Annotated in this window: 23 protein-coding genes and 1 pseudogene; 11 read left to right on the forward strand and 13 right to left on the reverse strand. The window is 59.8% G+C overall.

Annotated features, from left to right (window positions below; genetic code table 11):
- Nucleotides 1–105 precede the first annotated feature (105 nt).
- From M0D67_RS38855 to M0D67_RS38865, 3 genes are all read right to left on the reverse strand, one after another.
- Nucleotides 106–942, reverse strand: coding sequence for a transporter substrate-binding domain-containing protein (locus tag M0D67_RS38855; RefSeq protein ID WP_266242702.1), 837 nt, complete (start codon nucleotides 940–942; stop codon nucleotides 106–108).
- A gap of 114 nt (nucleotides 943–1056) precedes the next feature.
- Entirely contained in the window at nucleotides 1057–2619 is a 1563-nt protein-coding gene (hutH, locus tag M0D67_RS38860; protein WP_266242652.1) for a histidine ammonia-lyase, read from the reverse strand.
- 308 nt (nucleotides 2620–2927) lie between these two features.
- Nucleotides 2928–4898, reverse strand: a complete 1971-nt coding sequence (locus M0D67_RS38865) for an alkaline phosphatase family protein (protein WP_266242655.1) — start codon at nucleotides 4896–4898, stop codon at nucleotides 2928–2930.
- A 547-nt stretch (nucleotides 4899–5445) separates the two neighbouring features.
- Between M0D67_RS38865 and M0D67_RS38870 the strand changes: the two genes are divergently transcribed.
- The 3 genes from M0D67_RS38870 to M0D67_RS38880 all read left to right on the forward strand — a co-directional run bounded on the left by M0D67_RS38870 (nucleotide 5446) and on the right by M0D67_RS38880 (nucleotide 7519).
- Nucleotides 5446–5802: a hypothetical protein gene (locus M0D67_RS38870; RefSeq protein WP_154563881.1), complete on the forward strand. Its 357-nt coding sequence runs from the start codon at nucleotides 5446–5448 to the stop codon at nucleotides 5800–5802.
- Between the two features lie 372 nt (nucleotides 5803–6174).
- A complete protein-coding gene (locus tag M0D67_RS38875) occupies nucleotides 6175–6750 on the forward strand; it encodes a hypothetical protein (protein WP_266242659.1) in 576 nt (191 codons plus the stop codon).
- A gap of 349 nt (nucleotides 6751–7099) precedes the next feature.
- Nucleotides 7100–7519, forward strand: coding sequence for a hypothetical protein (locus M0D67_RS38880; protein ID WP_266242661.1), 420 nt, complete (start codon nucleotides 7100–7102; stop codon nucleotides 7517–7519).
- A 138-nt stretch (nucleotides 7520–7657) separates the two neighbouring features.
- On the opposite strand, the gene M0D67_RS38885 is transcribed toward M0D67_RS38880, so the two are convergent.
- The 7 genes from M0D67_RS38885 to M0D67_RS38915 all read right to left on the reverse strand — a co-directional run bounded on the left by M0D67_RS38885 (nucleotide 7658) and on the right by M0D67_RS38915 (nucleotide 14777).
- Nucleotides 7658–8074: a cupredoxin domain-containing protein gene (locus M0D67_RS38885; RefSeq protein ID WP_266242663.1), complete on the reverse strand. Its 417-nt coding sequence runs from the start codon at nucleotides 8072–8074 to the stop codon at nucleotides 7658–7660.
- A 177-nt stretch (nucleotides 8075–8251) separates the two neighbouring features.
- The gene (locus tag M0D67_RS38890; protein WP_266242665.1) at nucleotides 8252–9307 is read right to left on the reverse strand and encodes a Cj0069 family protein; all 1056 of its coding nucleotides are present in this window, start codon (nucleotides 9305–9307) and stop codon (nucleotides 8252–8254) included.
- A 25-nt stretch (nucleotides 9308–9332) separates the two neighbouring features.
- Nucleotides 9333–10295: a YncE family protein gene (locus tag M0D67_RS38895; RefSeq protein WP_266242667.1), complete on the reverse strand. Its 963-nt coding sequence runs from the start codon at nucleotides 10293–10295 to the stop codon at nucleotides 9333–9335.
- A gap of 176 nt (nucleotides 10296–10471) precedes the next feature.
- Entirely contained in the window at nucleotides 10472–11206 is a 735-nt protein-coding gene (locus M0D67_RS38900) for a superoxide dismutase (protein WP_266242669.1), read from the reverse strand.
- Nucleotides 11207–11244: 38 nt separating this feature from the next.
- A complete protein-coding gene (locus M0D67_RS38905) occupies nucleotides 11245–12429 on the reverse strand; it encodes a chromate transporter (protein WP_266242671.1) in 1185 nt (394 codons plus the stop codon).
- On the reverse strand, nucleotides 12426–13406 hold the full coding sequence (locus M0D67_RS38910) for a chromate resistance protein ChrB domain-containing protein (protein ID WP_266242673.1): 981 nt from the start codon (nucleotides 13404–13406) through the stop codon (nucleotides 12426–12428). The genes M0D67_RS38905 and M0D67_RS38910 overlap by 4 nt, the downstream gene beginning before the upstream one ends.
- A 192-nt stretch (nucleotides 13407–13598) precedes the next feature.
- The gene (locus M0D67_RS38915; protein ID WP_266242675.1) at nucleotides 13599–14777 is read right to left on the reverse strand and encodes a hypothetical protein; all 1179 of its coding nucleotides are present in this window, start codon (nucleotides 14775–14777) and stop codon (nucleotides 13599–13601) included.
- A 338-nt stretch (nucleotides 14778–15115) separates the two neighbouring features.
- On the opposite strand from M0D67_RS38915, the pseudogene M0D67_RS38920 reads away from it, so the two are divergent.
- Nucleotides 15116–15358 (forward strand): annotated as a pseudogene (locus M0D67_RS38920) (transposase); the annotation flags it as partial.
- Nucleotides 15359–15736: 378 nt separating this feature from the next.
- On the forward strand, nucleotides 15737–16195 hold the full coding sequence (locus M0D67_RS38925) for an MEKHLA domain-containing protein (RefSeq protein ID WP_266242705.1): 459 nt from the start codon (nucleotides 15737–15739) through the stop codon (nucleotides 16193–16195).
- A gap of 312 nt (nucleotides 16196–16507) precedes the next feature.
- On the opposite strand, the gene M0D67_RS38930 is transcribed toward M0D67_RS38925, so the two are convergent.
- Nucleotides 16508–17170 carry a glutathione S-transferase family protein gene (locus M0D67_RS38930; protein ID WP_154563901.1) on the reverse strand — a complete coding sequence of 221 codons (663 nt, stop codon included), beginning with the start codon at nucleotides 17168–17170 and terminating at the stop codon, nucleotides 16508–16510.
- Nucleotides 17167–17310, reverse strand: coding sequence for a hypothetical protein (locus tag M0D67_RS38935; protein WP_154563903.1), 144 nt, complete (start codon nucleotides 17308–17310; stop codon nucleotides 17167–17169). The genes M0D67_RS38930 and M0D67_RS38935 overlap by 4 nt, the downstream gene beginning before the upstream one ends.
- A 99-nt stretch (nucleotides 17311–17409) precedes the next feature.
- On the opposite strand from M0D67_RS38935, the gene M0D67_RS38940 reads away from it, so the two are divergent.
- A complete protein-coding gene (locus tag M0D67_RS38940; protein WP_154563923.1) occupies nucleotides 17410–18387 on the forward strand; it encodes a YafY family protein in 978 nt (325 codons plus the stop codon).
- 373 nt (nucleotides 18388–18760) lie between these two features.
- Here the strand turns inward: M0D67_RS38940 and M0D67_RS38945 are convergent, their stop codons facing one another.
- Nucleotides 18761–19201 carry a hypothetical protein gene (locus tag M0D67_RS38945; RefSeq protein WP_171929573.1) on the reverse strand — a complete coding sequence of 147 codons (441 nt, stop codon included), beginning with the start codon at nucleotides 19199–19201 and terminating at the stop codon, nucleotides 18761–18763.
- Between the two features lie 558 nt (nucleotides 19202–19759).
- Between M0D67_RS38945 and M0D67_RS38950 the strand changes: the two genes are divergently transcribed.
- From M0D67_RS38950 to lhpH, 5 genes are all read left to right on the forward strand, one after another.
- Complete coding sequence (locus M0D67_RS38950) at nucleotides 19760–21601, forward strand: collagen-like triple helix repeat-containing protein (RefSeq protein WP_266242680.1); 1842 nt, start codon at nucleotides 19760–19762, stop codon at nucleotides 21599–21601.
- A 659-nt stretch (nucleotides 21602–22260) separates the two neighbouring features.
- On the forward strand, nucleotides 22261–23157 hold the full coding sequence (locus M0D67_RS38955; protein WP_266242683.1) for a LysR substrate-binding domain-containing protein: 897 nt from the start codon (nucleotides 22261–22263) through the stop codon (nucleotides 23155–23157).
- Between the two features lie 163 nt (nucleotides 23158–23320).
- Nucleotides 23321–24349, forward strand: a complete 1029-nt coding sequence (locus M0D67_RS38960) for an MFS transporter (RefSeq protein WP_308112630.1) — start codon at nucleotides 23321–23323, stop codon at nucleotides 24347–24349.
- Nucleotides 24346–25605: an amidohydrolase family protein gene (locus M0D67_RS38965; RefSeq protein WP_266242686.1), complete on the forward strand. Its 1260-nt coding sequence runs from the start codon at nucleotides 24346–24348 to the stop codon at nucleotides 25603–25605. Before M0D67_RS38960 ends, M0D67_RS38965 begins: the two co-directional genes overlap by 4 nt.
- Nucleotides 25606–25662: 57 nt before the next feature.
- Complete coding sequence (gene lhpH / locus M0D67_RS38970; protein WP_266242689.1) at nucleotides 25663–26670, forward strand: trans-3-hydroxy-L-proline dehydratase; 1008 nt, start codon at nucleotides 25663–25665, stop codon at nucleotides 26668–26670.
- Nucleotides 26671–26735: the final 65 nt, after the last annotated feature.

Here is a 26735-nt window from a genome sequence, read left to right on the forward strand (position 1 = left end):
CGCCGCTTCATCTGCAAACCGAACGGGCAGTACATTAATCAGCGTTTCCCTAGCAAAGACTGATCTCCGCCTCGACGCGCAACGGCGTCATGCAATGCCGCACGCTTACGGCTTCACATCGGTCTTGAACCACTTTTCCGACAAGCGCGTCACGGTACCGTCCGCTAGTGCTGCCGTGATGGCTGCGTCAAACTTTGCTTTCAGATCCGTATCCTGTTTGCGAAACCCAAGACCTTCTCCCGGCCCCCAAACCGCGCCGCCGATGGTTGGTCCGGCGATCCGGATTCGGGAGGTGTCTTTATTGTCGGCGATTCCGGCGTAGTAGGTGACGTCGTCGAAGGCTATGTCGACGCGTCCGTTGACCAGGTCGAGGTCACGTTCGGCCGAGGTCTTGTAGAGGCGTACGGAAGTGATGTCCTTGAAGTTGTCGTTGATGAACTTGGTGTACACCGTGCCGGATTGAATGCCGATCGATTTCCCTTTCAGTTGATCGCGCAGCGGGGCGATCATGGGGCTGTCGGTTTTGGTGTCGCCAGTCAGCTTGAGCGAAGAGGTTTTTCCTGTCGTGTTCGCCAATCCGTGCCCATCTATTGTCGCGAACGCGGCCGGCGTTGCAGCGTAGGGCTTGGAGAAGGCAATGACCTGCTGACGTTCGGGTGTGATTGCAAGGGCATCCATCACAGCATCGAATTTGCCCGCCTGCAGGCCGGTAATGAGGCCGTCAAAGTCCTGGGCGACCGGCTCGCATTGCAGGTTAACCCGCTTGCAAAGATTGTCGAGCAATTCCGGTTCGAATCCCGAGATTTTGCCATTCGGCAAGGTCAGATTCCATGGAGCATAACTGCCTTCCAGGGCGACCTTCACGGTCTTCCATTCCTTTGCTTGAGCGCCGTTTCCTGCCAGTGCCAGCACGCCGAGAAAGGTGACGAGAGAAGTCTTCAGGACTCTTGTGGAAATCGTATTCACATTACACCTCTATAGTGTCGAATCAAGGTTGTGCTTGGATTGAAAATACTCGGATCGCCACAGTTCGCGGCATTGCTGGCGCTACCGGCTTCAGTTGTGCAAGGTGCCGGCGATGTTTTCCACGATGTTCAGCAAGTCGCCCTGTTCGACGAGCCGGTGGACGCCCATCATGTCCGGATAGAAAAACCGATCGCCTTCTGCTGTCGGGGCAACCTGTCGAATTCGCGCATACACCGCCGCGGTTGCGGGTGATGCGTCGGCTGGATCGAAGAAATCCAGCGCCTGGGCGGCGGTGAGCAGTTCGATCGCCAGCACGTGCTGCAACTTCTGCGAAGTTGTGTAGGCTTTTCGTGCCGCGTGATAGGCGAAGCTCACGGGGTCTTCCTGGTTGCCGCTCGTCGGCACGCTATCGACGCTTGCCGGTTGAGCAAGGGTGCGCATCTCGCCCAGCAAGCCGGCCGCCGTGTACTGAATGATCATGTAACCGCTGTTCAGCCCGGGATCCTTCGCGAGGAACGCAGGCAGTTCGCTGAAGTACGGGTTGACGAGACGGTCCGTCCTGCGCTCCGAGATCTTCGCGAGCGTGGTCATGGAGATGCAAAGGAGATCGCACGCGATGCCGACGAACGTACCGTCGAAGTTGGCACCGGATATCGCGGTACCATCCTCGGCGTTGGGATGGATGACAGGGTTGTCGCCGCACGACCCCACTTCATCGAGAATCGCGTCGTAGGCGTCCTTGATCGCCCGCTTGGACGCTCCATGTACCTGAGCAATGCCGCGAAGGCTGTAGGCGTCCTGCAGCCGGTAATCGGTAAAGCGATCGCATAGCGCACTTCCGGCGAGGAGCCGCCGGATGTTGTCGGCCGTGTTCCGCTGATCGACGTGTTTCTTGACGGAGTGATACCGGGCATCCAGCGAGCGCGTGGTGGCCTTGAGCGGCTGCAGGGACATTGATGCGGCGATGTCCGCAACCTTCGAAAGCTCGAGCGCGTTGTAAAGCGCGAGCATCCCGATCGCGGTCACTGAGGTAGTGCCGTTGGTGAGCGAAAGCCCCTCCTTGCAGCGCAACGAGTGCGGCTTCAGCCCCGCTCGCTCCAATGCTTCGGCGCCACTCACGCGTTCACCGCGATAGAAAGCTTCTCCTTCGCCGATCAGCACAAGCGCCATATGTGCCTCGGGCGCGAGATAACCAACCGATCCATCGCCCGGTGCGAACGGCGTGATGTCGTTGTTCAGCAGTTCGGCGATTTGCTGCAGCAACTCGAGGCTTACGCCGGAATAACCCTTGCCGAGGCTGATCAGCATCATCAGGAGCGTGGCTCGAACCACTTCACGAGGCAGCGGTTCGCCGACCGAGACGGCATGGGAGCGCACGATATTTCGCTGAAGCTGCTCGGCGTCGTCCGGGCTGATGACGCGTGTCGAATTTGCGCCAAAGCCAGACGTCACCCCATAGACAAGCCGGTTCTGGCTCAGAAAAAGATCGACTAGGCGGCGCGAGTTCAACACGCGCTCGCGATAGACGGGCGAAAACTTTATCTGTGCGCCATGTCGGGCTACGGCAATGAATTGCTCGATTGAAATATCGGATTCCCCGAGCTGAACTTCGGATATCTTGCTGGGTCGAGATTCGATGTGCGCCAGACTCATTCTGAATTTCCTCTGTCGAATGCATGAAATGAAGTGGGTGGCAAAATCCGCTTCAAAGCGTGATGTTTGCCGGAGATCATTGCAGGACAGAGTAGCGGCGGGGGTGTTAGCGCACAAACGATTTGATTTGAGTTCCGTGTTTAGTTTTTCTAAAGTCGGATTTTTGTTTCGTGCTTAATTTGACTTTATAAAGGGTGAGTTCTGTTTAATTCGAGAAAACTATTTTCTCGGATTTTTTGAGGGTGTCAGAACGACTCGATCCTTGAGATCGGCAGAGCCGGTCCGGCTCTGCCGTCCATGTCACACCGTTACGGCGTGCGCGGAAACTCGAACGCGTCGAACAGGTCGTCGATTGCGGGCGCATTGACCGGCACATACGGATGCGTCTGCAACTGGATCGGATTCGGCAGATTGTCACGGCTTCTTTCCGTGATCGGCTTCAAATGCCAGTTGCGGTCGATGAACTTCACGATCGACGCGTGATCACCGTACTGGTGCACGACGCGGCCACCGCGAGAGTATGGCGACACGACGATCATCGGAATGCGCGGGCCGTCGCCAAAGAAGTCGAGCGGCTGGATGTAGCCTGAGTCGTAGTAGCCGCCGCCTTCGTCGGTCGTGACAAGAATCGCTGTTGAAGCCCACAGGCTCGGGTCACGCTGCACCGTGTCGACCAGCTTGTGCACGAACGATTCAAAGAGTCCGAACTTCGACGACTCCGGATGCCCGTCGAGCAGACCGCCCGGCTTCACGAACGAAACCGCGGGCAGCGTGCCGTTCGCGATGTCCGCGTACAGATCGGTCGTGTCCTGCAGGTGCGCTTTGACGAGCGCGGGGTTCGTCATGATCGCGGTTTCATACAGGAACGGGTTGCAGATATTGCAGTAGACACTCGTGGCCGGCGTCGTCACAAACGTATTCCAGCCTTCGCCGTAGTACTTCCACGAGATGTTCTTTTCGATCAGCGTATCGGCGATCGTCCGCACCGGCGACGGCGGGATCGTGAACGTACTCGTATTGACCGTGCCGTCCCCGTTGTAGCCTGGGTTGTAGTTGTTCAGCAGGTAATACGTGTTCGGCGCGCACTTCGCGTCCGGCTTGTACGGCAGGCGGTTCAGGTACTGCCGCAGCGCGCCGGCGCCGGGCTGATGACTGTCCGAGCAGTTGCTGTACGTGCCGCCCGAATAGCCGTCCTGCGTGTAATAGTTGTTGGTGTTTGCCTGCGGTAGCGGATTCTCGATCTGATCTGCCGGCGGCTTTGTGGCATTGCCGTTGCCGTCCGTGTAGTAGAGCGCATCGGCGGTGCCGATCATGATGCTGTTCGCGCCCGTGCCGCCCATCACCGGCTGGTGATAGTTGTCGCTGATCGTGAATTGGCGCGCGAGATGCGTGAAGTACGGCATGTCGCCGGTATTCACGTTGTAATAGCCGAGCGCGGTCGCGCCTTCGCCGGTCGTCTCGTCGTTGAAGTTCGCGGGCCGCGGCTTGCCGTTCGAACCGGCGCCCACCGATGTCTCCACCCACGCGAACAGATCCATCTGACAACCGCTCGGATTATCGAGCGTGGCGTGATCGAGGCTGCAATCGGCCTGTTGCCAATTCTGGTAGAAGCGGTGCACCGGGCTGTTGATGTACTGATCATAGTCGGGACCGACGCGCGAGATCTGATACGGTCCATTCGGCAGGTTATACGTGTTCGAGCCGAAGCGCGTATCGACGCTATGCGTCGGCAAGCCGCTCGCGCCGGTGGTCAAATGCACGACGTCCCAAGGCTCCATCATCGCGCCCTCGGCGGCCTGCGCCGCGGTGAGCGTGGCGAACGGCGGCGGACTGGTATCGCTCGGTGTGCTTGCCGTAGAGCCGGTATTCGGCGCCGGCAGCACTGTATACGGCTGCTTGCCGCCAGGCGCCATCTCGAAGCGCTTCGGGTCAGTGGCGCTAGCCGTGTATTGCGCGGCCAGCGCGAAGTTCGGACCCGGGCGGCCGTCGGCCGTGATGATGCCCTTCGACAGCAGGTTCGCCACTGTCTGCCCCTGGCGTGGCGTGTAAGCACCAAATACGTGATCGAACGTGCGGTTCTCGCCGACCACCACGATGACATGCTTGATCGGCGACGCGGTGTTCACTGGCGCAGCCGCTATCGCGGCCTGCTGCTGGCTTTGCGCGACGGTCGGCCAGATAGCCGCGGCAAGCGCGACGGAAACGGCGCCGCAAAGCAAGCCGCTTCTAAATATGGGTGTACTAATTACGTTGGCAATTTTTTTCACGAACGCCTCCATGACGTTACTCGGACGAGCAAGCGGTAATGTGGCGTGTGGCGACGACGGGCAGCTCCCTGCGTGGGGACGCTGCCTCCATTACAAAGCGTTACGACGGGAAGAAATTATAGGGAGGGAATGACAATACGGGGACAAAAAAAAGTCGCTGGCATGTGAATTTGCCAACGAATTACTTTCACTGCGATTCACATTGCATAATTCGCCCGTGGCAAAGGCAGCGAGCACATCATTGTTCATTGCGGTTATCTCGTCGCTTCAACATAAATCGGTGTCATGTTTTCACATGTCTTTAGCTTGGCTATGACCGCCGGCGGCGTTTCGGGGCGATTTTCGTGCATGCAAAACTTCATGCTTTCCACGTAAGCATTGGCACTTCGTGGGTTAGAGCCTGACTATGAATCACACTTTGGATGTTCAAACCGCAGAATATTCTGCGGTTTGACGGTCGGCGTTAGGGTCCAGCGATGGTACAAAATCCTGGCGGTTAATACCTCCAAAATACGCTAATCTAAAATAATAAGATCCGTTATATAGGGGCGAAAGCAAAATGAAAACCCGCTCGCCACTCACTATCTGTCTGCCGCTTGCGATATTTGTCGCCGCATGCGTTCTGTCACTTCCGACCCTCGTCATCGCGGTTGTCTGGATGACGATTGGTGTGATGGCGCTCGGCCATCGCAGCCTTGAAAGCTTTCCTGCGACTGGTATAAACCGTGAGTGGCTCCGGGGATACCGCGGAGCATGCCTGTGGTTCTGGCATCTGGCCTGGTGGCCTTGGTACATGCGCTCATCTATCCAGGATGTCACCGGACAGATCGGAAACTCGCTGCATCGAACGAAGAAATCAGGGGATAAAGAGCTGAAGAGTTCGTCGGACAGGCGGTCAAATGACGACCATGATTGAAAGCGCGACGGGAGCGGAGCGGCAGCCGTCTTCCGATAGTTAGCCATCGATGCAGTTGACTGATAAGTCGGCTGCTGCCAGCGATTCCTCACATCGTATTCACCACGCGCGCGATTGTTAGATCCATCCGTCAGATCGTCACCATTGCCCTGGCTGCGCACTCGAATGACGGAATTCAAAAACGCCAGAGAACAAGTATTGCTGGAATAAGCCGGCATGTTCCATCGTTTACTCGTCAGGCAACCACGTCCCGAGCGGCAGGCCCCTATCGCGGCCATGCCTGTGACGTGAATTTGCGCAAGCACACCGATGTGCTGGGTGACGCCGACGACACGACGTCGAAAACGTCGGGGATTCATGTGGCCATACATCATGAACAAACTGCTTCGTTTCGGGACATTGCTCGTCTGTCTCGGCTTCGCTGCGCCTGCACTCGCGCAAACGTATGACGAGCAACCGGTGCCGGTCGACAGCACGGACAGCGCGAATTGCCGAGCTGTTGTCGGGCAGGCAGAAATCGATGGGACGATGCAGCAGGTTGTCGGACGTGCGTGCCTGCAAAGTGATGGGACCTGGCAGATTGTTCAAAGCCAGGATGGCAGCGTGCTGTGGTACCCCGCCGCGGCCTATCCCTATTCCGACCCCTGGTGGTGGGGGCCGCCGGTATTCATTGGCGCGGGCGTGAGCTTTATCTTTGTCGACCGTTTCCATCACTTCCATCACTTTGACCACTTTCATCAGATGGGTCACGTTCGCTTTGCACCAAACGGAACGGGTTTTCACCGCGGCCCGTTCCCGGGCGGCGGTATGCATAACTTCGGTGGTACGAGGGGATTCGGCGGCATGCATGGGTCCGGCGGAATGCATGGGTCCGGCGGAATGCATGGGTCCGGCGGAATGCATGGATTCGGCGGTATGAATGGGTCCGGCGGAATGCATCGGCGCTAGTCCAACTTTTCCTATGTGCGCCTCTCGCAACGCTCATATGGGATCGTCCAACGTGACCGCTCACGCCGCGCCGGCGAACTACGTCGAACAAGGGTAGCCCTCAGCCGGCCCGGGCCAGTACAGCGCCTCCTGGTATTACTGCGATCCACCCACGCGAGATCTCTAGAAAGACCAGAGCGTGCCGCTAAAAAGCGGTGGTCCGACAAAACGTAGACCGGGATCGGAGTCGTTCGAGCGGAAGATTGTGGAGGTGCGGTCCGTTGCGTGATTCCGGTTACTTACGCGGACCACCCCCGTGCGATCCGCTCGCTCCCGACGGCTGAAAGTCGCTGCCGAAACCACTTGAGTCGTGCCCGCCGCCGTGCCCGCCGCCGTGGCCTTCGGCGTGCGCTTCGCCGTGGCCGCGGCCAGCCATTGCGCCGCCGTGATGAAAGTCACGATCATGGTCATGGCCGCGATGAAAATCGAAGTCGTGGTCGTGGTCGTGGTCGTGGTCGTGGTGGTGGTGGTGACGGTGAAAGTTGTCAATATCGACAAAGCCGGAAAAACCTCCTTCGTACAGGGGGTACCCATAGGCGGGACCGCAGTAATATTCAGCGCCCGCAGGATTGGTCATCATGTACTCCTGATCACAGGAATTCATCGATGTGTCGTAAGGCGCCACGGCACAGCCGCCCAGCAATGCGGCTGCAAATACCCCTGTCAAATGGGGCAAAATCATGTGCTGCACGGTAAGACCTCATCTAATGTGGCGGAACGACTCCGCTAAAGATTTAGACCACGGCGAGGCACGCTTGTCCGGGGAGCGTGCAGCGGAAATTCGTTACCGCGCGTGACAAAACGAGGTCGCCAAGCTCATCTGGATCAGTGAAACGTGGTGCGTCAAAAAACGCATGACCCAAGCCGGTCAGGGCGTGACGAGCAAAGACGTATGCAGGCCCATCGAGTAGTGGCCTGGCCGGTTGCAGATTACTACGTAGCGGCCGGGTGCCAACTTGAGCGTCAAACGTTTGCTCTTGCCGGGGTCGATGTCCTCCACCTCTCCCATTTTTTTGAACTGACTCTCCGACACCTGTCCATTTTTAACTGGCAGCCTATCGGCGGGCAGGTCTGTTTTAAGAACGACGAACTCATGCGTCATACCGGTGTCCGGCGCGTTGCTTACCTCGAACGTGACTTTGCCTGCCTTAACGTCACTTGCATTGAGCTGGATCGTGTTCGTGAGCAGCGTGGCTTTTATCGTCTGCTCTGCGTAACTGGGGCTGCAAACGAGGCCGAGTGCGGCCACGCCAAGGAAGACTGCGGTGCGTGAGCTTGAGAACATGACGTTTTCTTCTACGAATACCGCGCGTATCAACACTACAGAAATAAAACGGCCGGCGCCGCGGGCTTATTCCCGTGTCCGAGAACTATTTTCGTGTCGGTCGCTAACCGATCCCACCTCCGCCCGACGTAACGCAAATCATGTTGGTCGTACTTCGGCGGAACCTCAGATCGAGGCCTATTTTTTTCGCAGACGTTCGTTCACCAGGCGAGCAATAGCTGCCGGTGCCTGGTCTGGTATGGCGAAAACCGAGCTGACGTTGATCTCGCAGAGTACGTAGGTATCCTTGCCCGATTCGGTGCGTGGCCCATAAAGAAAGTCAGCATCCCAGATAATCGGCAGCGAAGCGCTGTCGATGTTCAGGACGTTCATCATTTGCGGCGTCCATTCGAGTTCCATTTTCGCTCTCAAGGCCTGGAACGGCTCAGCCGAGGCGGGGTGCATGATACGTGGCCCGGGCTGCGCAGCGTCAGAGTCGGGTCCTTCCGGTGGTGGCGGTATCAGCGCCTTGATCAACTGGTGTCCAAATCCAACAACCTTCTCTCTTCCCATGTAGCAGCGAATCATGCCGTCGGGCAGGCGTGACTGAAAGGGTTGGTCGACAATGCAGCCGTCGGGCCTGAGGTATGCCTCGCAACGCGCCATGAATTCGTGAAGCGCTATCTCTTGCGGCACACTCCCTCGGCGTGCATGCAGAACTCGAACCAATACGGTATCGCTGCCCGGCGGCGAGATTTGCTCGACCTTCCAGACCCCCTGACCTCCATTGCCCCTATTTTGTTTGAGCACGCGCGGTCCTGTCGATTCAAGCCGGGACGGGAACTCGGACTGGAACGCAGATGTGTTGAGATACAGATGGGTATCCGTGCCCCAGCCGAGATGCCTGGTGCGATGTAGAACCTCCTTGACGCCCATCTTCAAGATAACGTCAGGGTGGGCGCTGACCCAGGGTCCGCGCGACGCCACCTCCCGCAACATCGCGTCGAGAACGACTCGGGTCTGCCCATCGTGAATCGGGTCGACCCATACCAGTACGCCATCGACATTCAGCAGTTGTTCACGCACTTCGTCCACCATCTCGTCGGAATAGACGGCGGGTTGAGCCGCGATGCCGATCGCCGTCAGTTCTGCGAAGATGCGATAAAAGCGATTATTCGCCGGTGTCGCACTTTTACGCGCCTCATGATCGCCGCGCCACAGTACGGCCACCTTGGCCGTTTCAGTTTGACTCATCTCATCCTCCACACTCGTCACGGCCTCAGCCTTGAGGCGCCATGATGCGCAACGTCGCCTGCCCCTGAACGTTCCTGAGCGGGAAGTAAGCGCGATGCGTCGAGTCATCCACCGCGACCACGTGCGCATTGGGGCCAATGCGGCCGTCACCAATCTTCGACACGTTGCCCGCGTCGGCTTTGAACATCGAGACGATGCCAGTCTCACCGGCGATGTAGAGCAGATGCAGTTGCGGATCAAAGGCCAGGACATCCGGATCCCGACCGACATCGAAGGACGACTTGACGCGCATCGTGCGCATGTCGAGCACCAGCAACTTGTCATTGCCTTCGCACGCGATGAAAGCAAGCCGTTGCTGCGGTTCGATCAGCAGTCCGTGATTGCCCCGCGCGCCCGGCAGATCGATGCGCGCTACGATCCGGTCGTTGGCCGGGTCGATTTCGACCAGTTGCTGCCGGGATTGCACGTTCACGAAGATGTGCCGGGAGACCGGATCGTACTGGGTATTGCCGACCTCACCGCCGAGCGGGATCGTTGCAATCCGCGTGTTCGAGCGAATGTCGATCACCGTCTCATTCTCGCCTGTTTCGTCGGACGCATAGAGCTTGTGTGCATCGGGCGCGTAGGCCATGCCGTCCGGGTACCTGCCGCCCGGCATGCGTGCGGTGATCTTTAGTGTGGCTTCGTCGATCGCGACGATCTCATTTGAACCGGTGGCCGACGCATACACGCGTGACAATTCCGGAAGCGCCAGCACGCCATGCACTGAGGCCACGTCTGGAATCCGGGCGATTACGCGCGCTGCGCGCGTGTCAAACGCGACCACCTCGCCGTCGCCCAGATGGGCAATGAATAGCAGATGACGGTACGGGTCAAGGCTTGCGTAATCGAGTCGGGTCGGTCGTCCGCCCAGCGGAATGTCGGCGATCTGTTTCAACGGCAGGTCGCCCATTTCAAGACCGTCATCCGCACCTGACGCGGAGAACATCACGACCCCCAACGCGGCAACAATAGCGCACGCGACAGAAAGCAGCCAACGAGCAGCAGGCCGAGTCCAAAGTGCATTCATGATGCGAGTTTCATCAGTGTGTTCACCGTGCAACGACGATCCGCGAGCGGCGCTCGTTCAACCGTCGTCTTCGCCAGTCTCACGCATCATCCAGTTCACGTCAGCCTCCGCGCAGGCAACGCTGCCTGCATCCGCATGGCGGCGTTGTCCCAGTTGATGAGGCTAAAAAGCTGGTTGACGTATTCGTTGCGCCGGTTCTGGTACTTCAGGTAGTACGCGTGCTCGAAAACGTCGAGGATGAGGATGGGCTGGATACCCCAGGCGGTCAGCTTCTGATGGTTCTCGCACTGGAGGATCATGAGCTTGCCCGTTGCGGGATGGTAGCCAACAACCCCCCAGCCGGATGCTTCTACAGCAATCGTCGCGGCAAGCAGTTGCGCCTTGAATTTCGCATAGGAACCGAAATTCCTGTCAATCGCTTTTGCCAGCTCGCCCTTCGGTTCACCGCCTTTTCCCGAGACGCTGGTCCAGTAAATGGTGTGCAGGATGTGGCTCGATAGCTGGAACGCGAGTTCTTTCTCGTAGAACTTCACCAGCACGAAGTCGTTTGAGTCCCGGGCTTTCGCCAGGCTGTCTTCAGCCTTGTTCGCGGCAGCCACCGCGGGCTTGTGATGAAAGTTGTAGTGCAGTTCGACGGTGCGCGCATCGATAACCGGTTCAAGCGCATCGTAGGCGAATGGCAGCGGTGCAGCGGCATACTTGCCGTCCGCGTCTGTGAGCTTGTCGGTGTAACCGAGCTCTTCTGCGGCACGTGCCGATTGTGCCTGGGCCAGCATGATTCCAACGCCGACCGCGGCGGTGTCTTGCAGGAAGGTACGACGTGTGGCCATGAATACGATCCTCGTAGAATGCGCGCACGCGCGGGCAATCAGATGGCGTGCGAATGGATAAGCGGATAGACAGCGAGACCAAACAGGGCAGCCGCAACGACAATTACCGGCTCCTGCAGCTTCTTGAATCGCCAGAGCAACACGAGCGTCACAAGAGCAAGCATGACAGTCGGCCAGTCAACGATCGAGCGCCGCGCGATGACAATGACTGAGCCCGTGATTGCGCCCACCGCCGCCGCAGTAATGCCATCGACGAACGCCTTGACGGCCGGTAACTTGCCGTATTTCTTGAAGTACGGCGCCGGCAGCACCGTGAACAGATAGCAAGGCAGGAAAGTCCCGAGTGCGGCGACGCAGGCGCCCGAAAATCCGGCGACGAGATAACCGATGAAGCCGACCGTAATGACGACCGGCCCCGGCGTGATCATTGCGACGGCCACCGCATCGACAAACTGCTTGTCGTTGAGCCAGTGATGTTCAGTCACGACGCCGCCGTAGAGGAAAGGCACGATTGCGAGTCCCGAGCCGAACACGAACGCCCCGGCCTTGGCGAAGAAAAGGCCGATCTGGCCGAGCAGTGGCAGATCAAGACCACTGAGGACGCCGCTCATACCGGGCGCCTGCGCAACGGCAAGCGCATTCAGTCCGCCTTTGCCAAACCACTTCGGCGGCGCACGCCGGAACCAGTTGATCAGGCCACCCGCGATAAACAGCCATGCGATCTCGGATTGGGTCACCACGGTGACGACCGCGAGCGTCAGGAATATCGCCCACAGCAGTCTGTCTTTGCCGATGGTCTTCCTGGTCAGCTTGTACGCGCTCATGGCGATGATTCCGACCACGGCGGCACCCACGCCGTAGAAGACCGCCTGCATCCAGGAGAGGCCGCCATACTGTGCGTAGGCCCAGCCGAGCGCCACAACCATCAGGAACGAAGGCAGGACGAATGCGATACCGGCCACCGTTGCACCGAGGACTCGGTAATGCACGTATCCGAGATAAATGCCGAGTTGTGCGGCCAGAGGGCCTGGCATCATTTGAGCCAGCGCCAACCCCTCCTTGTAGTCCTGCTCGCTGATCCAGCCCCGACGCTCGACCAGGTCACGGTGCATGTAGCCGACCAGCGCCACCGGCCCTCCAAAACCGAAGGTGCCGAGGCGAAGCATGTAAAAGAGCAACTGCCAGAGGGTGTAGCCCGGCGCGGTCGCCGCCGTGGTGTTCATGACCGGCCCCCTGCGTCGGTGTTTTTTGTGCTCGCCGTGAAGTGCGCGTAGATCGAATCCAGCACGCGACTCATCTCGTCGAGCAGTTGATCGTCGTCCAACGCGCGCTGCCGCGCGCCGGCCATCACCGCTTCGAAGCCGATTGCTTCCGGTACCGGTGCGCCGCCCACGTCGAGCGCGTGCACCATTTCACCGAGCCGAAGAAGCGCCGCGTCTTCGTCGAGGCCGAAACTCACAACCAACACCTCAAACGTCACGCGCTCGCCCACGTGTGTGAAGGCCGCGCCGTCGAAGTCGAAGCCGAGTGCATCCGACGGGCAGGCTTCCGGCGACACGAGCCAAAGGAAGCGTGCCTGCGGATCGATGAAGCGACGGATCAGCCATGCGCTCGCGACGCGATCGACCCATAGCCGTTGCCGGGTTGCCCACGTGCGGGCCTGGTACTCGTCGCGCCGCAGCGGTCGGATGGCCCGCTCGGCCGCATGCGGCTCACCTGGCGACAGGACCGTATCCGCGAGCGCTACAAAGTCTTCCCAGGCGATTTCAGCGTCGGTCAAAGCGGCGCCCGGGAAATAGTCGATCGTCCGGATCGCGTCATAGTCCTTGCGCAGGCGACGCATCAGGCGGGTGACTTCCGCTGGTGCCTGGCCTCCGAGCGTCTTCCGCGCGGCGCCCAGTGACGCGACAAAGGTCCTGTAATCGTCGTTCCGGTCGAACAGTGCGCGAAAGTCCGCTTCCTGCGACGAGTCCAGACTTTGCGCCCGCAGCAGATGCGCAGTGCCACCGGCTTCGTCAATGCTGCCGGCGAGTTCGCGCAGCATGTCTTCGCGCTCCGCGGTGTGCGGCAGCAGGTAGATGCCGTCACGCAGGACGGCGCAACCCTTCGCTTTCAGCGCCCGCCATGCCCGCATCCGCGCGGTAGCGTTCTCAGTCGGAAAGGTCAGGACCAGTACGGCCCACGTGGTCAAGGTAGTCATGTAAAGTAAACTACATGTGTGTAGCGTACTTTACAAATTATTTTTTCTTAAGCGTCGGCCGCCGTCGGATTGCGGGTAATGGAATCGACGCGCCGAGGCGCGCAGTGGCTGGCAGTCGCATGCCAGCCACCGGCGAAAGACCTGATTTCATGAAGTCGCTTCCGAGCGCTTTGCACGTCATTCCAGCGCGCGTTATTGCCCACCATTCTCGAAAGGCACGTTCCAGACCGTCACGCTGTTTGTGTTGTCGTCGACCGCCGCAAAGCGCACGAACTCATGACGCGGCTGCGAGAACGCCAGTCCGAAGGCACCGGCTTGGGCCGGGTCGACGGCAAGCTGCGCGACGAAGCGGCCTTGCGGCGTAAATTCGACGATTTCGCTCGGCTGCTTCGGATCGCTATTGATCGCATCGCCGTTCGCGACGAACAGATGGCCGTTCGGTCCGAGGGTCAGCCCGAGCGGGCCGTGGAGATGTGCGTTGTCCGCATAGATCACCACGCCTTTGCCACCGTCGTGCTGCGATTTGCCCGCATCGAATACCGCGAAGATCGCGTTATCGACGGTGGACGCGACATAGAGTACGTCGCGCTGCGGGTCGTAGGCGAGTCCGGTCGGGCCTACGACCAGTGCCGCGGAATCGCTGCGATGCGGGTAAACCGAGGCGATCTGCGTCGCGTGGTTGAGATGAACGCCGTTGTCGTCGACGCTCACATCGAGGCGCACAACCGTCCCGTTGAGCACGTTCGACACGAACACCTTTGCACGGTCGCCTTGATCGAAGATCGTCAGATCCCAGGGTCCGTCGATCTTCGCCATCGCAGGCGTCCATTGCGCGACGATGTTGCCGGTTCGATTCAGCACCAGCAGCACGCCGGGCTGGATCGTATTGAAGGTGCCATCCGTGGTCGGTACGCTGCCGACCAGCACGAAGCCGCCCTTGAGAACACCGAGCGCGGTGCTCAGGCCAAGCCCCGGGGCGCCTTGGAAGAACGTCGTGGCCGGCTGGTTGTTCGGCACGATCTTGACGATCGTCGTGCCAGTGCCCTGGGCGTTCTGCGCGTTGTTGAAGTTCGAGATCAGCAGGTCGCCCGCGGCGATGGTGCCGAAGCGGGGAAATCCGTCGGGCACGAAGGCGACGCCGTACGGATTGACATCACCGTTGGCCGGTATCGTCGTCGAGGTGACGAACGACGGCGGGAGCAGCGGCGTGAGCTCGTCGGCGAGGGCGGAGCCCGCTGCCGAAAGCGCGAGACTGGCGCCGTATAGGGCAGCCAGCAGCAGGTGTTTCAGCGTGCGGTCTTTTGCACGGACACCGCGCTGGCAGGGTTGCTGGTCGATTGTCGGATTGAAGCCGTTTATGACGGGGTTCATGACTGGCATCTCCAAGAAGGCCGCGGGGCGGGCGCGTTGTTGTCGCCGCGCGCAGTGCGTGCCGGCCGCCGCTAGCGAATTTCGCCCGTGCCCACGAGACGGCAACCAGCACCGCTGTCCTGCAACTCGAACGCGCGTCGCGCAGCGTCGGCAACGGCGGGGCGAATCCTGCAAACAGGCAAGCGCAGACCCTTGCCGGCGGGTGCGCGGCAATCGAGGCCTGGTTCAGGCATAACGGAATGGGATCGTCCGTGCGCAGTAAACGGCTGGCAGGAACAAATATTCCAGCGTGACCGGCCACACGGGGGTGCCTGTCATGGCACGCTAGTCCGTTCGAGTTGAAGCAGTTGCAGCGTCGGCTTGACCGGAAGCCTGATGCGATGACCATCCGAAGAAGCACCGTTGAACACGTCTTCGGCACGCTCAAGCATTGGATGGGTGCCACACACTTCCAGACCCGGACGCTCGGGCGGGTGAGCACCGAAATGAGCCTTCAGGTACCGGCATACAACCTCAAGCGAGTCATGAATATACTTGGGGTTGCGAGGACAATGAAGGCAATGAGGATGGCTGGAAGCTGAGGCCCTGAAGGGCTTCTTGCGCTCGCATTGCTCGAATAGCGCAAGCTCGACGTATCTAACTTGATTGACCCGACCGCGAACCTCGCCCTCAGCCGCGAAAATCGAGTTTCCACACACCCTCGGTCGCGTGCTGCCGGTCGCTGCATCGCGCACCGCGGGAAACGATGCCTCATGCGTTAGGCAGACGCGGCCAGCAGCGATCCTCGGTCGCGTGCGCATCGGACCGTGGAGTGTCCGTCACAATTTTCCGGCGATTGATCAATCACCGCCCTATGCCGCCGCAGTACGCCGGGAAGCTGGAAACCTTCGCCGCCAATGCTGTATCGTGAGCGCCACCGCCGTCGCACAGACCCCACGATCTCCGTTGAAATGCCCCAGATGATCCCACTCCACCGCGATCTAGCTTTCTATCAGCTCCTTGCCGACAGCTATGCCCGGCTACTTGGTCGGCCCCTGGTGCAACAGGCCATGCCCCTGGCCGAAGCTACCGAATGGCTCTATGAGCATGCCCCGTTCGCGGTACTCGCGCACAACACCGATCCCGACCCGCTCTTTATATACGGCAACAAGGCCGCGCAACGCCGCTTTGGATATAGCTGGGATGAAATCACCCGACTGCCGTCCCGACTCTCGGCCGAGGCTCCGAATCGCGAGGAGCGGCAGCAATTTCTCGCACGCGTACAGCGGCTCGGCTACGAGGCGGGCTACAAGGGTGTGCGTATCACCAAGTCGGGCCAGCGCTTCATGATCGAGGAAGCCACGCTGTGGCAGCTTCTCGACACGAACGGTAAACTGCACGGCCAAGCGGTTGTCATCCCGAGCACGCACGACCTTTGATCGCGCATATCAATCTGGGACGAGCCGCAGTTGCTGCTTGAAAACAGTCGTTTCGAAGAAGGTAGTCTGAACGGCGGTTGAATCTGCCGTCGCCCGCTGTCGGTCGCCGCATTGCGCGCCACGGAAACGATACCTCATGCATTAGGCAGCACGCGGCCCAGTTTCAGTCATTCGATACCTTCGCGAAGATCGCCGAAAATCGGAGGGTATGACGCTCAGAAATGACTGCAAGTCACGACAGTACCGAACGCATGATGTCTCCCTCACCGCTCGTGCTCGAATGACGGTGGCACGAAGTTTTTCAACAAGCTGCTAGTTAAGTCCATGAAGAAAATCGGGGACTGCACTTCCAATCGAGGCAAGATATCCCGCCATAGCACCGGCAACTTTTCGCACGGCAGGACGTGCGATCATTCGTTCACGCCAAGCCAGCAGGTTGGGCGTCTCTCCTGTTATCGGCGCACCCTTGCGCGCGCCGAACAACTGCGCCATGTAAAACGCAATGTCGGCATAGGAATAGGTCTCGGCCAGAAATTCGCGATTGGCAAGAACTCGTTCCATGCGTCGATAATATTGCAACGCTTCGTTGCGCGCAGTCTGCGCCGCAGGATCATCCGGCGCATCTTCAAGTCCCATCAGTCGGACAATGTGGGGAAAATAGATTTCATCGCAGCAGTGTTCGAGCTGACGCGCCATGGCGCGCGCCTCTGGATGCGCCGGCCATAAGGCGGGATTGGGCTTCAGGTCTTCAAGATACTCAAATATTTGCGTGGAATCGAAAATCTCCAGGTTGCCGTCTATTAGTACCGGCACCTGATGCTTCGGATTGACGCGCAATACGTCTGGATGTTTGGGGGCGTAACCGCGCAACTGATCAAACGGAGCCATCACCAGTTCGAAGTCGATGCCCTTCTCGTGCGCCGCGATCTCAACCTTGGCACCGAACATGCTCAGGGGTCCGGAAATTATTTTCATTTGTCTCTCTTCAATTGATCTTGTGTCTCGACAAACTCACGATCGAACGGATCGATCAACACGTCGCGTTTGTGGGGGTGAAGGGTGTATTGGCGTAGTTCAATGACCTTGAGTTGCTTTTCGTGAATGCCCTTGTCCATATTTGACCTTCGCATTGATCGAGCAGAGGAGGGATGTGGCAGATAGTAAGTCCGTTAACATGACGCCTTATGTCATGTATTTGAGGTCAGGTGTCATTTATGAAAGCTAGCCGCCTTTTGTCGATCATGATGATGCTGCAAGCGCGCGGGCGTATGACCGCACCGGCTTTGGCTGAAGCACTGGAGGTTTCCGAGCGCACGATCTTGCGCGATATCGATCAGCTCTCTAGTGCTGGCGTGCCCATCTGGGGGGATCGAGGTCGCAACGGGGGATTTCAATTACGCGAGGGTTGGAGTACCGATCTCACTGGGCTCACGGAGCACGAAGCGCACGCGCTGTTTCTGGCAGGTTTGCCTGGGCCTGCGACGGAACTGGGCTTGGACGGCATGGCAACCTCTGCGCGGCTAAAGATGATTGCCAGTCTGCCTCCGGACTCACGCGAGCAGGCTGATCGTGTCGCTAGCCGACTGCACATTGACACGGTGGATTGGTACCGTGCTCAAGAAACGCCGTTATTTCTGCGTGAAGTCGCCAATGCCGTGTGGAGCTCGTACCGTATCGAAGTGAAGTATGAGAGTTGGCATGGTTTATCCCGCCGCGAACTTGAGCCGCTCGGTTTGGTGCTCAAGGGAGGTACCTGGTACCTGATTGCCAAGGTGGTGGGCAGGCCCGGCGCACTGACCTTTCGGCTAGCGAATATTAGTGAATTCAAGTCCTCTCGCCGCCGTTTCAAGCGTCCTGCGCGGTTTGACCTGGCGAAGCACTGGCGTGACGCCATAGACCGCTACGAGACCGATCTTTATCGGTTGACGGCACATATCGCCGTGTCGGCGCGCGGCGAGAATTGGTTGGTCAACGCGCGTATTAAAACCGCTCCAGTTTTGCAGGGTGCAGGTAGTGCGGAGGTGCCATCAGGATGGAAAGAGTTTTTGATGCCCATCGAATCCATCGAGCACGGCGCGCGGAAGCTGTTGGGATACGGTTCAAATTTGAAGATCGTAGGGCCGTGGGAACTTAAGAATAAATTTATGGAAGAGTTGTCACAGTTGAAAGCGCTCTATAAGCGGGGCGCATAATTTTGGTGAAGAGATGAAGCCAGGAAACCTGGACAGTCCGGGAGGTGGAAAAGCGGACATGGGTTTCCTTTCTTACGACTCCGTTAGATTGTAACGGGGGCCTGAAGTCAAAAAGGCGAGGCAGCCAAACCAACCGGATCCAAGTTGGGCAAGTTGGGTGGTCTTCGCGCGTGGAAAGCTCTTAGCGGATAGTCAATGAAGGCCGTATTTGAACGACCGCTGTCGGGCGAATCGAAGGTCCGATTGAAGAGGCTGGCGTGGTTCATCGAGTGCCGGTTCGGCTCACACGAGAATCGCCCGTGCAGCGCTGCGAAAAGTATTCGGCGTTGCGGGCTTAACCTTTGATCGAACCACGCCGTTTTTTGCTCAACGTTCAGTCATGGTGGCGATGTTTGTGATGGCGCTTGTCCGGTCGGTAGCCGCGGGAATAGTCGTCCGCGTACGAATTTGACCGCGAAATGTTACCGCCAAGCGCTGAACCCGCGCCGCCGCCCACGGCCGCGCCGACGAGGCCGCCCGTGCGGCCGCCCATCGCATTGCCTGCCGCTGTGCCGGCACCGCCCCCGAGCGCGCCACCAATGATGGCGCCCGTGCGTTCCCTGCGGTTTGACGTGACTGCGCCGCCGGCGCCGCCGCCGACTGCACCGCCAATGACGGAACCCGTGCTGCCGCCTACTGCGCCACCCAGGGCAGCGCCGGCTACGCCGCCGAGCGCGCCGCCAAGGGCATTGTTCATATCGCCGGCCACCGCCGGTAACGACGCTGCAGTGGTGAGCGCTGCAATGGCAACAATCTGGAAGATTCTCTTCGACATAAAAGGTCTCTGGTTTTTGGGACGGCGCCGAGTATAACCGCCCTCCGAAAGGTTTTTGTAGCGCGCCAGTTCGGACCTCGGTAAGAGGTGTAACAAAATGATCCGATGGTTTTTTGTGAAACGCTTTCGGTGCTATTGGCGTCAGGCGTTGAGGCTTGTTCGACGCCTGCCGGCACGTGCCGTAGCGTGTTCACAGTCGTGGCGACCACGGCAGGCATCCAACAACCCTCAACGACTTCTGCCGATCGCCGACAGGCAAAGTCGAACACCAACCGTCGATCGCAATCGGCTCTCAAACGACTGCTCATTGGCGAAGAACAGCTGTCTCGGAGGAGCTACCGATGGGTGAAAACCGCTCTCCGCACGTTACGTTACATTCGAGGTCCGGAAGACAATGTTCCGCGCCACACCGGCGTTTCAATATCGCGACGCGCGGGAATCGATCGCCTGCGCGCCCTTGATTTGCTGAGTTTTCTTATGCACCGCACGGTGCGGTCCCATATGGTATGACCTTTGCAGTCACAACCCTAGGATTTTCATTACCGGGGGGGTGCAAGCATGAATCGCAATTTCAAAATGACGACGATCGCCATGTGCGTGTCGTCACTGATGGTTCTTCAAGGTTGTGGATCGACATTGACCACGAAGTCGCCGACGCTTGGCAGTGCTTCGGGAAGCGGCGCCATCACAGGCACGGGCGGCGGATCCGGCAGTGGTTCGGGAGGAGGGGCGGGGTCCGGTACAGGTTCCGGATCCGGGTCCGGTAACGGCACGCCTACTCCGACGCCCACGCCCACGCCCACGCCGACGCCGACGCCGACGCCGACGCCGACGCCTACTCCGACGCCTACTCCGACGCCTACTCCGACGCCGACGCCTACTCCGACGCCGACGCCTACGCCCACGCCTACGCCGACGCCCACGCCCACGCCCACGCCGACGCCCACGCCCACGCCCACGCCGACGCCGACGCCGACGCCGACGCCCACGCCCACGCCCACGCCGACGCCCACGCCGACGCCCACGCCGACGCCGACGCCGACGCCGACGCCGACGCCCACGCCTACGCCTACGCCTACGCCCACGCCGACGCCGACGCCCACGCCTACGCCCACGCCTACGCCCACGCCCACGCCTACGCCTACGCCCACGCCTACGCCCACGCCCACGCCCACTCCGACGCCCTCCAGCGCCAACCCGCTCGGCGTCGTGGTGCAGAACACCGGCAACGTCGTCACCACGGCCGGCCAGACTGTCTCGGCCATCGGCAGCCAGATCGGTCTCACACCGATCCCTGGCAGCAACAACGCAACCGCCGCAGCGCTCGGCAGTGTGGTTTCGAATCTCGGCGCCGGGGTGTCCGCACTCGGCGCGGGCGCTTTCAACGGTCTCGGCCAGCTTGGGAACTCGACCGAGCCTCTCGGTACCACGCTCGCCAGCAGCGGCAACCTGGTCTATGACGCCGGTCAGGCCGTCAATAGCGCCGGACAGCTCGTGACCAGCCTCGGCAGCGGCCCAACTGCTCCACTCAGCCCGCTGACAAACCCGCTCGGCAGCACAATCTCCACCGTGGGCACCGCCGTCAGCAGCCTGGGCACGCAATTCGGCTCGACGCTCACCAACGGCCCGGTGCAGCAGCTCACGCAGACCCTCAGCACTGCAATCACGCCAATCACCGCGACTCTCGCGCAGACCACCCAGACCGTCGGCGATACGACCGGTTTGGGTAATCCGCTCAACGGACTGCTGTCGACCATCGGCCATGGCCTCGACACTGCGGGCAGCCAGATCGGCAGCGCCACGGGCGATCCGATCGGCAAGAACCTAGGTAACGTGGTGACCCAGTTGGGCAATACGGTTACCTCGGTCGGCGGCCTGCTGACCACAGGCGGCTCGGGCAGCGGTAATCCGCTCGGCGGCCTGACGGGCATCCTCAATCCGGGCGGCAGCTCGTCCGGCAATCCGTTGGCACCGCTCACCAACATCCTCACTTCGCTGCCTGGCACGCTGACGGCCGGACTTGGCAGTATTGGCGGTTCGACCAATCCGCTCGCACCTCTGACCGGCACGCTGACTTCGGTGACCTCCTCGCTGACCAGCATGGTCGGAGGACCCGGCAATCCATTAGCGCCGCTCACTGGCGTGCCCAACTCGGCAAGCGTCGCGCCGAACAGCGCGACAGGCAGCGCCAACAATCCGCTAGTACAAGCGACGTCAGTAGCATCATCGTCGACGGGCGCGCTACACGCCTCGGGCGGTTCAAGTGGATCCGGCACGACCAACCTGCTCGCGCCCGTGACTGGCCTCGTCAACGCCCTGACGAGTGCGCTTGGCGGCGCCGGAGGAGGGACGTCCGGGTCATCTGGCGGCGTGCTCGGTGGGCTGACATCAAGGAAGTAACGAAGGCACCACGCATGGGGGAAAACGGCGGACCGGGCAACCGGCCCGCCGATCCGCGTGGCACCATGCAACGCGCGTGATCTTACGGACATGGACGCTTGCCTCCATTTTCCGCACATCATTCTCTCAGGCGAGCGACTGGTGATATGAGAAGACAAAGGTCAACTGCCCGCCAGCTTCTTTGACGACCTTGAGCGGGATACTGGATGGGACCGCACCGTCCACCTTCATAAGCACGCGGTGCTGGTCAGCCCGCAAAAAGTGCATTTGTTGGTTGAGTACACAAGGAATCGCGCAGACGGTTCAGTGATCACATTGCACAAGAACCTCTGGGTGGTCACCTACGATGCGGATCGTTGGGGTATCAAGCAACGATCCTACTAAGGATACGGGCCGATGGCGCGGGTCCGCCTGACGCGGCTCGGCAGCAACGTCCACATAGATTTCGGCACCGAAACGCCAGATTGACGTTGCCAGCAATCGTCAATCGAACAGGCATTGGCAAAATCCAATGGAATGATTTGCGACGTCAACGCAAACCATGCGAGTTCGAGCACGCGTAAGAGCCGGCTGCGTTGCGTGGATTGGCAGGCGGCATAAGTCCTTCCGCTTTCGGTGCATACTCCCGCTACTACCCGCTAGGCCAAGAACCACGACTCATGGCACTAACCCCGTTGCCGCCACTCGGATGCCTGCTCGCCTTCGAAGCAAGCGCACGACACCTGAGTTTCACTCGCGCCGGCAACGAGTTGCATCTGTCACCGAGTGCGGTCAGCCGGCAGATCTCCCAACTGGAAGAATTCCTCGGGCGACGTCTTTTTTCACGTGAACACAACGCCCTGCGCCTGACGCCCGCCGGCGAAACCTATGCAATTGACGTGCGAAGCATTCTCGAGCTTTGCAGCAGCGCCACGTCGAATATGATGGCGCGGGTCGTCAAGTCGCGGCTGACCATTTCCTGCACTGCCGGGCTTTCCGCATTGTGGCTCGCGCCCCGGCTCGGCTCCTTTATCGAGGTCAACCCGGACATCGATCTGCGGATCATCGTGCGTGATCATTTCGGCGTTGTCTCTTCCGCGGAGTACGACGTGGGTATCTTCTATCTGCGCAACGCAGACGTGCCCGGCACTCACACGCAGAAGCTGTTCGATGAGCAGGTCTATGCCGTCTGCTCGCCCGGCTATCTGAACGGCACACTCCTCGAACCGGCGCAATTGCTGTCGCACACGCTGCTCGTACTCGAAGATGCCGAACGAAACTGGATGTCGTGGCATAGCTGGTTCGAACGCGTAGGTGTGACGCGGACCAATCCTGCCTCGACGATCATCGTGAACAGTTATCCGTTGATCACGGAACTCGCGGCGCATGGTAAAGGCATCGCGCTCGGATGGAGCAAGGTCATCGATCTGCTGCTTGAGAATGGCACGTTCGTCAAAGCATCGGCGGCGTCAGCAACGATGGGCGGCGCCTATTACCTGACACGCCCGCTGGAACGCGCGGAAAGTGCGCCGGCACGACGCTTCCGTGAATGGGCCATCGCGCAGATGACGCCGTGAGCTAAGCACGCTGACGGCTTCTCCCCGTTGCCATGCGTTTGCAAATATCGCAAACGCGAATGCGAAATTAACGTTTCCCTCCCCCCAGGTCAAAAATTACATTCAAGGGGTGCACAGACCGCGAACGTTCGCGTTAGGCAGAAACATCGGAGAGGTGACAGTCATGGCAATGGACATACCCAGCGGCGTCACGGGAGCGGTGCCCGTAGTTTCTCCTGCCGCCACGCGACGTCACGCGATCTTCGCGACCGTGATTGGCAGCGGCCTCGAGTGGTTCGATTTCTCAGGGTATGCATTCTTTGCCGCCATCATCGGCAAGCTGTTTTTTCCGGCGGGCAACGAAACGACGTCACTGCTGCTTGCGCTGGCCACATTCGGTGTTGGCTTTGTGATGCGGCCGTTGGGCGGCATTCTATTCGGCATCTATGCCGACCGCGCCGGCGGAAAGCGCGCGTTGTCGCTTGCAATGCTGCTCATGGCGTTGGGTTCCGCAATCATTGCGTTCGCACCGACGTACCAATCCATCGGTATTCTTGCTCCGTGCCTGATCGTGCTCGCTCGATTGCTGCAAGGGATTTCCGCAGGTGGTGAAATGGGCGGGGCGACCGCCTTCCTGACCGAGCACGCGCCGAAGGACCGTCGCGCCACTTATTCGAGCTGGATCCAGACCAGTGTCGGCTTTGCCGTCGTGATTGGTAGTCTGGTGGGCACGCTGATCGTGTCGGCCCTTCCGGCCGATGCCGTGCTGCGGTGGGGCTGGCGAATTCCATTTTTCGTGGGTATGTTGATCGCGCCTGTGGGCTACTACATCCGACTGAAGATCGACGAGACGCCCGAATTCGCTACACAGAAGAAGCATGCTGAAACACCTTTGCGCGAAGTAATACGCGTATACCCACGCCAGGTGGTATCGAGTTTGATGATGGTGGTGTTGTGGACGGTTTGCACCTACGTCATCCTGTTCTACATGCCGACCTATGCGACGCGCTATCTCGGGCTAAGTCAAAAACAGGGTTTCGTGTCGGGTGTGGTGAGCGGGGTGGTGCTGATGGTGATGGCGCCAATCGTCGGGGCTTTCTCCGACCGCGTGGGCAAGCGCCGCGTATTACATCGTGTTCGCGGCTGTCGTCAGCCTGATCGGCACTCTGTTGATGAAACCCTATCAATCCTGAGCGGAATCGCAATTTCATGAGCACTTTCGTACTTGAACGAATCAATGTCTTCGACCCCGCCAGCGGCACGCGCCGCGAAGACGTCGACGTCTGCGTGAAGGACGGCGTCATTGCTTCGATCGGCACCGTGCCGACGTCGGTGTCGCCCGGCGCCCGGTACGCGTTGCCGGGACATACGCTGCTGCCCGGCTTCATCGATTTGCATGTGCATGTAGTCGCCTCCAAAACCAACCTCGGCGCGAATGCGGTGATGCCGAACTTTCTCGCCGCGCTGCGCACCGTGCCGATTGTGCGTGGCATGCTCAACCGCGGTTTTACAACGGTGCGCGATGCCGGCGGCGCGGACTTCGGCATGTGCGAGGCGGTTAATACCGGCGTGCTCCTAGGGCCGCGCATTCTCTCATCGGGCAAGGCACTTTCGCAAACGGGCGGACATGGTGACTTCCGTCCGCGCAGCGACCAGTTGAGCGACGCTTGCGGTTGTCTGGGCCGTCAGGGCGCGATTGCGCGTGTCGTAGACGGCGAAGACGCAATCCGGCTCGCCGTGCGTGAAGAAATTCTTAAAGGTGCTACGCAGATCAAGGTCATGGCATCCGGTGGCGTAGCGTCGCCGAACGATTCCATCACAAACACTCAGTACTCGGAGGCGGAGCTTCGAGCCGCGGTCGAGGAAGCCGAGGCGGCGGGCACTTACGTTATGGCGCATGCTTACACCCCGCGCGCGATCCGTCGCGCGATCGAATGCGGTGTGCGCTGCATCGAGCACGGCAATCTGGTGGACGAGGCGACCGCGCGCATGATGGTGGAACGCAACGTCTACATGGTGCCGACGCTTGCTACCCTGGACCATCTGTTCGCGCAGGGGCCTACGCTTGGCTTCCCGCCCGAATCGCTGGAAAAGATCGATGCGGCTCGATCTGTCGGTCGCGAAGCACTCAGGTTGCTGGCACGCGTTGGCGTCAAAGCGGGCTTCGGCTCTGACATGCTGGGAGAATTACATACGTACCAGTCCGACGAGTTCGAGGCGCGCGCGCAGGTAGTCGGGAATCTGGAGGCGATCCGTTCCGCCACATCGGTAGCAGCGGAGATCATCGGCGAAGCCGGCGTGCGAGGCACCGTTAGCGTGGGCGCGAAGGCCGACCTGGTCGTTGTGGCCGGTGACCCGGTTGAGAATCTGTCGCTATTGCTCGGTCAGGGAGAGCACATCCCGATGGTGATCAAGGCCGGAGTTTGCGTCAAACAGGCAGGACAACTGCTCGAGCCCGTGGCAGCATAACGCACGTAGCACGGCGTCCGTAGTGGCGCGCAGACATCACGTGGAGGATATAAGGATATGCAGGTCAGTCGCACAATCAGTACCGTCGAAGTCCATACCGGCGGAGAGCCGTTCCGGATCGTCACATCAGGCCTTCCTCGGCTGCAGGGCAACTCGATCGTGGAGCGCCGTGCCTGGGTACGCGAACATGCGGACAATATTCGCCAGGCCTTGATGTTCGAACCCCGCGGACACGCGGACATGTACGGGGGCTATCTCACGCCGCCCGTTTCACCCACGGCTGATTTCGGTGTCATCTTCCTGCATAACGAAGGATATAGCGACCACTGCGGACATGGCGTGATCGCGCTGGCAACGGCTGCGGTGGAGCTCGGCTGGGTGCAGCGCGAATCGCCCGAGACGCGGGTTGGCATCGACGCACCTTGTGGTTTTATCGAAGCATTCGTCAAATGGGACGGCATGCACGCCAACGGTGTGCGATTCATTAACGTGCCATCGTTCATTTACAAGCGCGACGTGAGCGTCGAGACGCCGACGTACGGGACGGTGACAGGCGATATCGCATTCGGAGGTGCGTTCTATTTCTACACGGACGGCGCGCCGCACGGCCTCGCGATTCGTGAGTCGTCGGTCGAAGTGCTCAAGCAATTCGGTGCTGAAGTGAAGATCGCTGCCAACCTCGCGTTTCCACTTGTGCATCCGCAGATTCCGGAAATCAATCATATCTACGGCACGATCATTCACGGCGCGCCGAGATTTCCCGAATCCACTCAGGCGAACTGCTGCATTTTCGCGGACCGGGAAGTGGACCGGTCTCCGACGGGTTCGGGCAGCGCAGGCCGCGTGGCGCAACTGTATCTGCGTGGCGAGATTGGGCGAGACGACGTACTCGTGAATGAATCGATCATCGGCACGGTGTTCCGCGCGCGCGTTGTCGGTGAAACGCAGCTCGGCGAATTCCCCGCCGTGATCCCCGAGATCGAAGGCTCAGCCCACGTTTGTGGATTCGCCAACTGGATCATCGACGAGCGCGATCCGCTCAAGTATGGATTCCTGGTACGTTGAGCGGTGCTCGCTCACGATTCCAGGATCTTCGAATAACAACTACGTGCCACGATAAATATCGATTC

The sequence above is a fragment of the Paraburkholderia sp. SECH4 genome, assembly GCF_030511745.1.
GTDB lineage: Bacteria > Pseudomonadota > Gammaproteobacteria > Burkholderiales > Burkholderiaceae > Paraburkholderia > Paraburkholderia madseniana.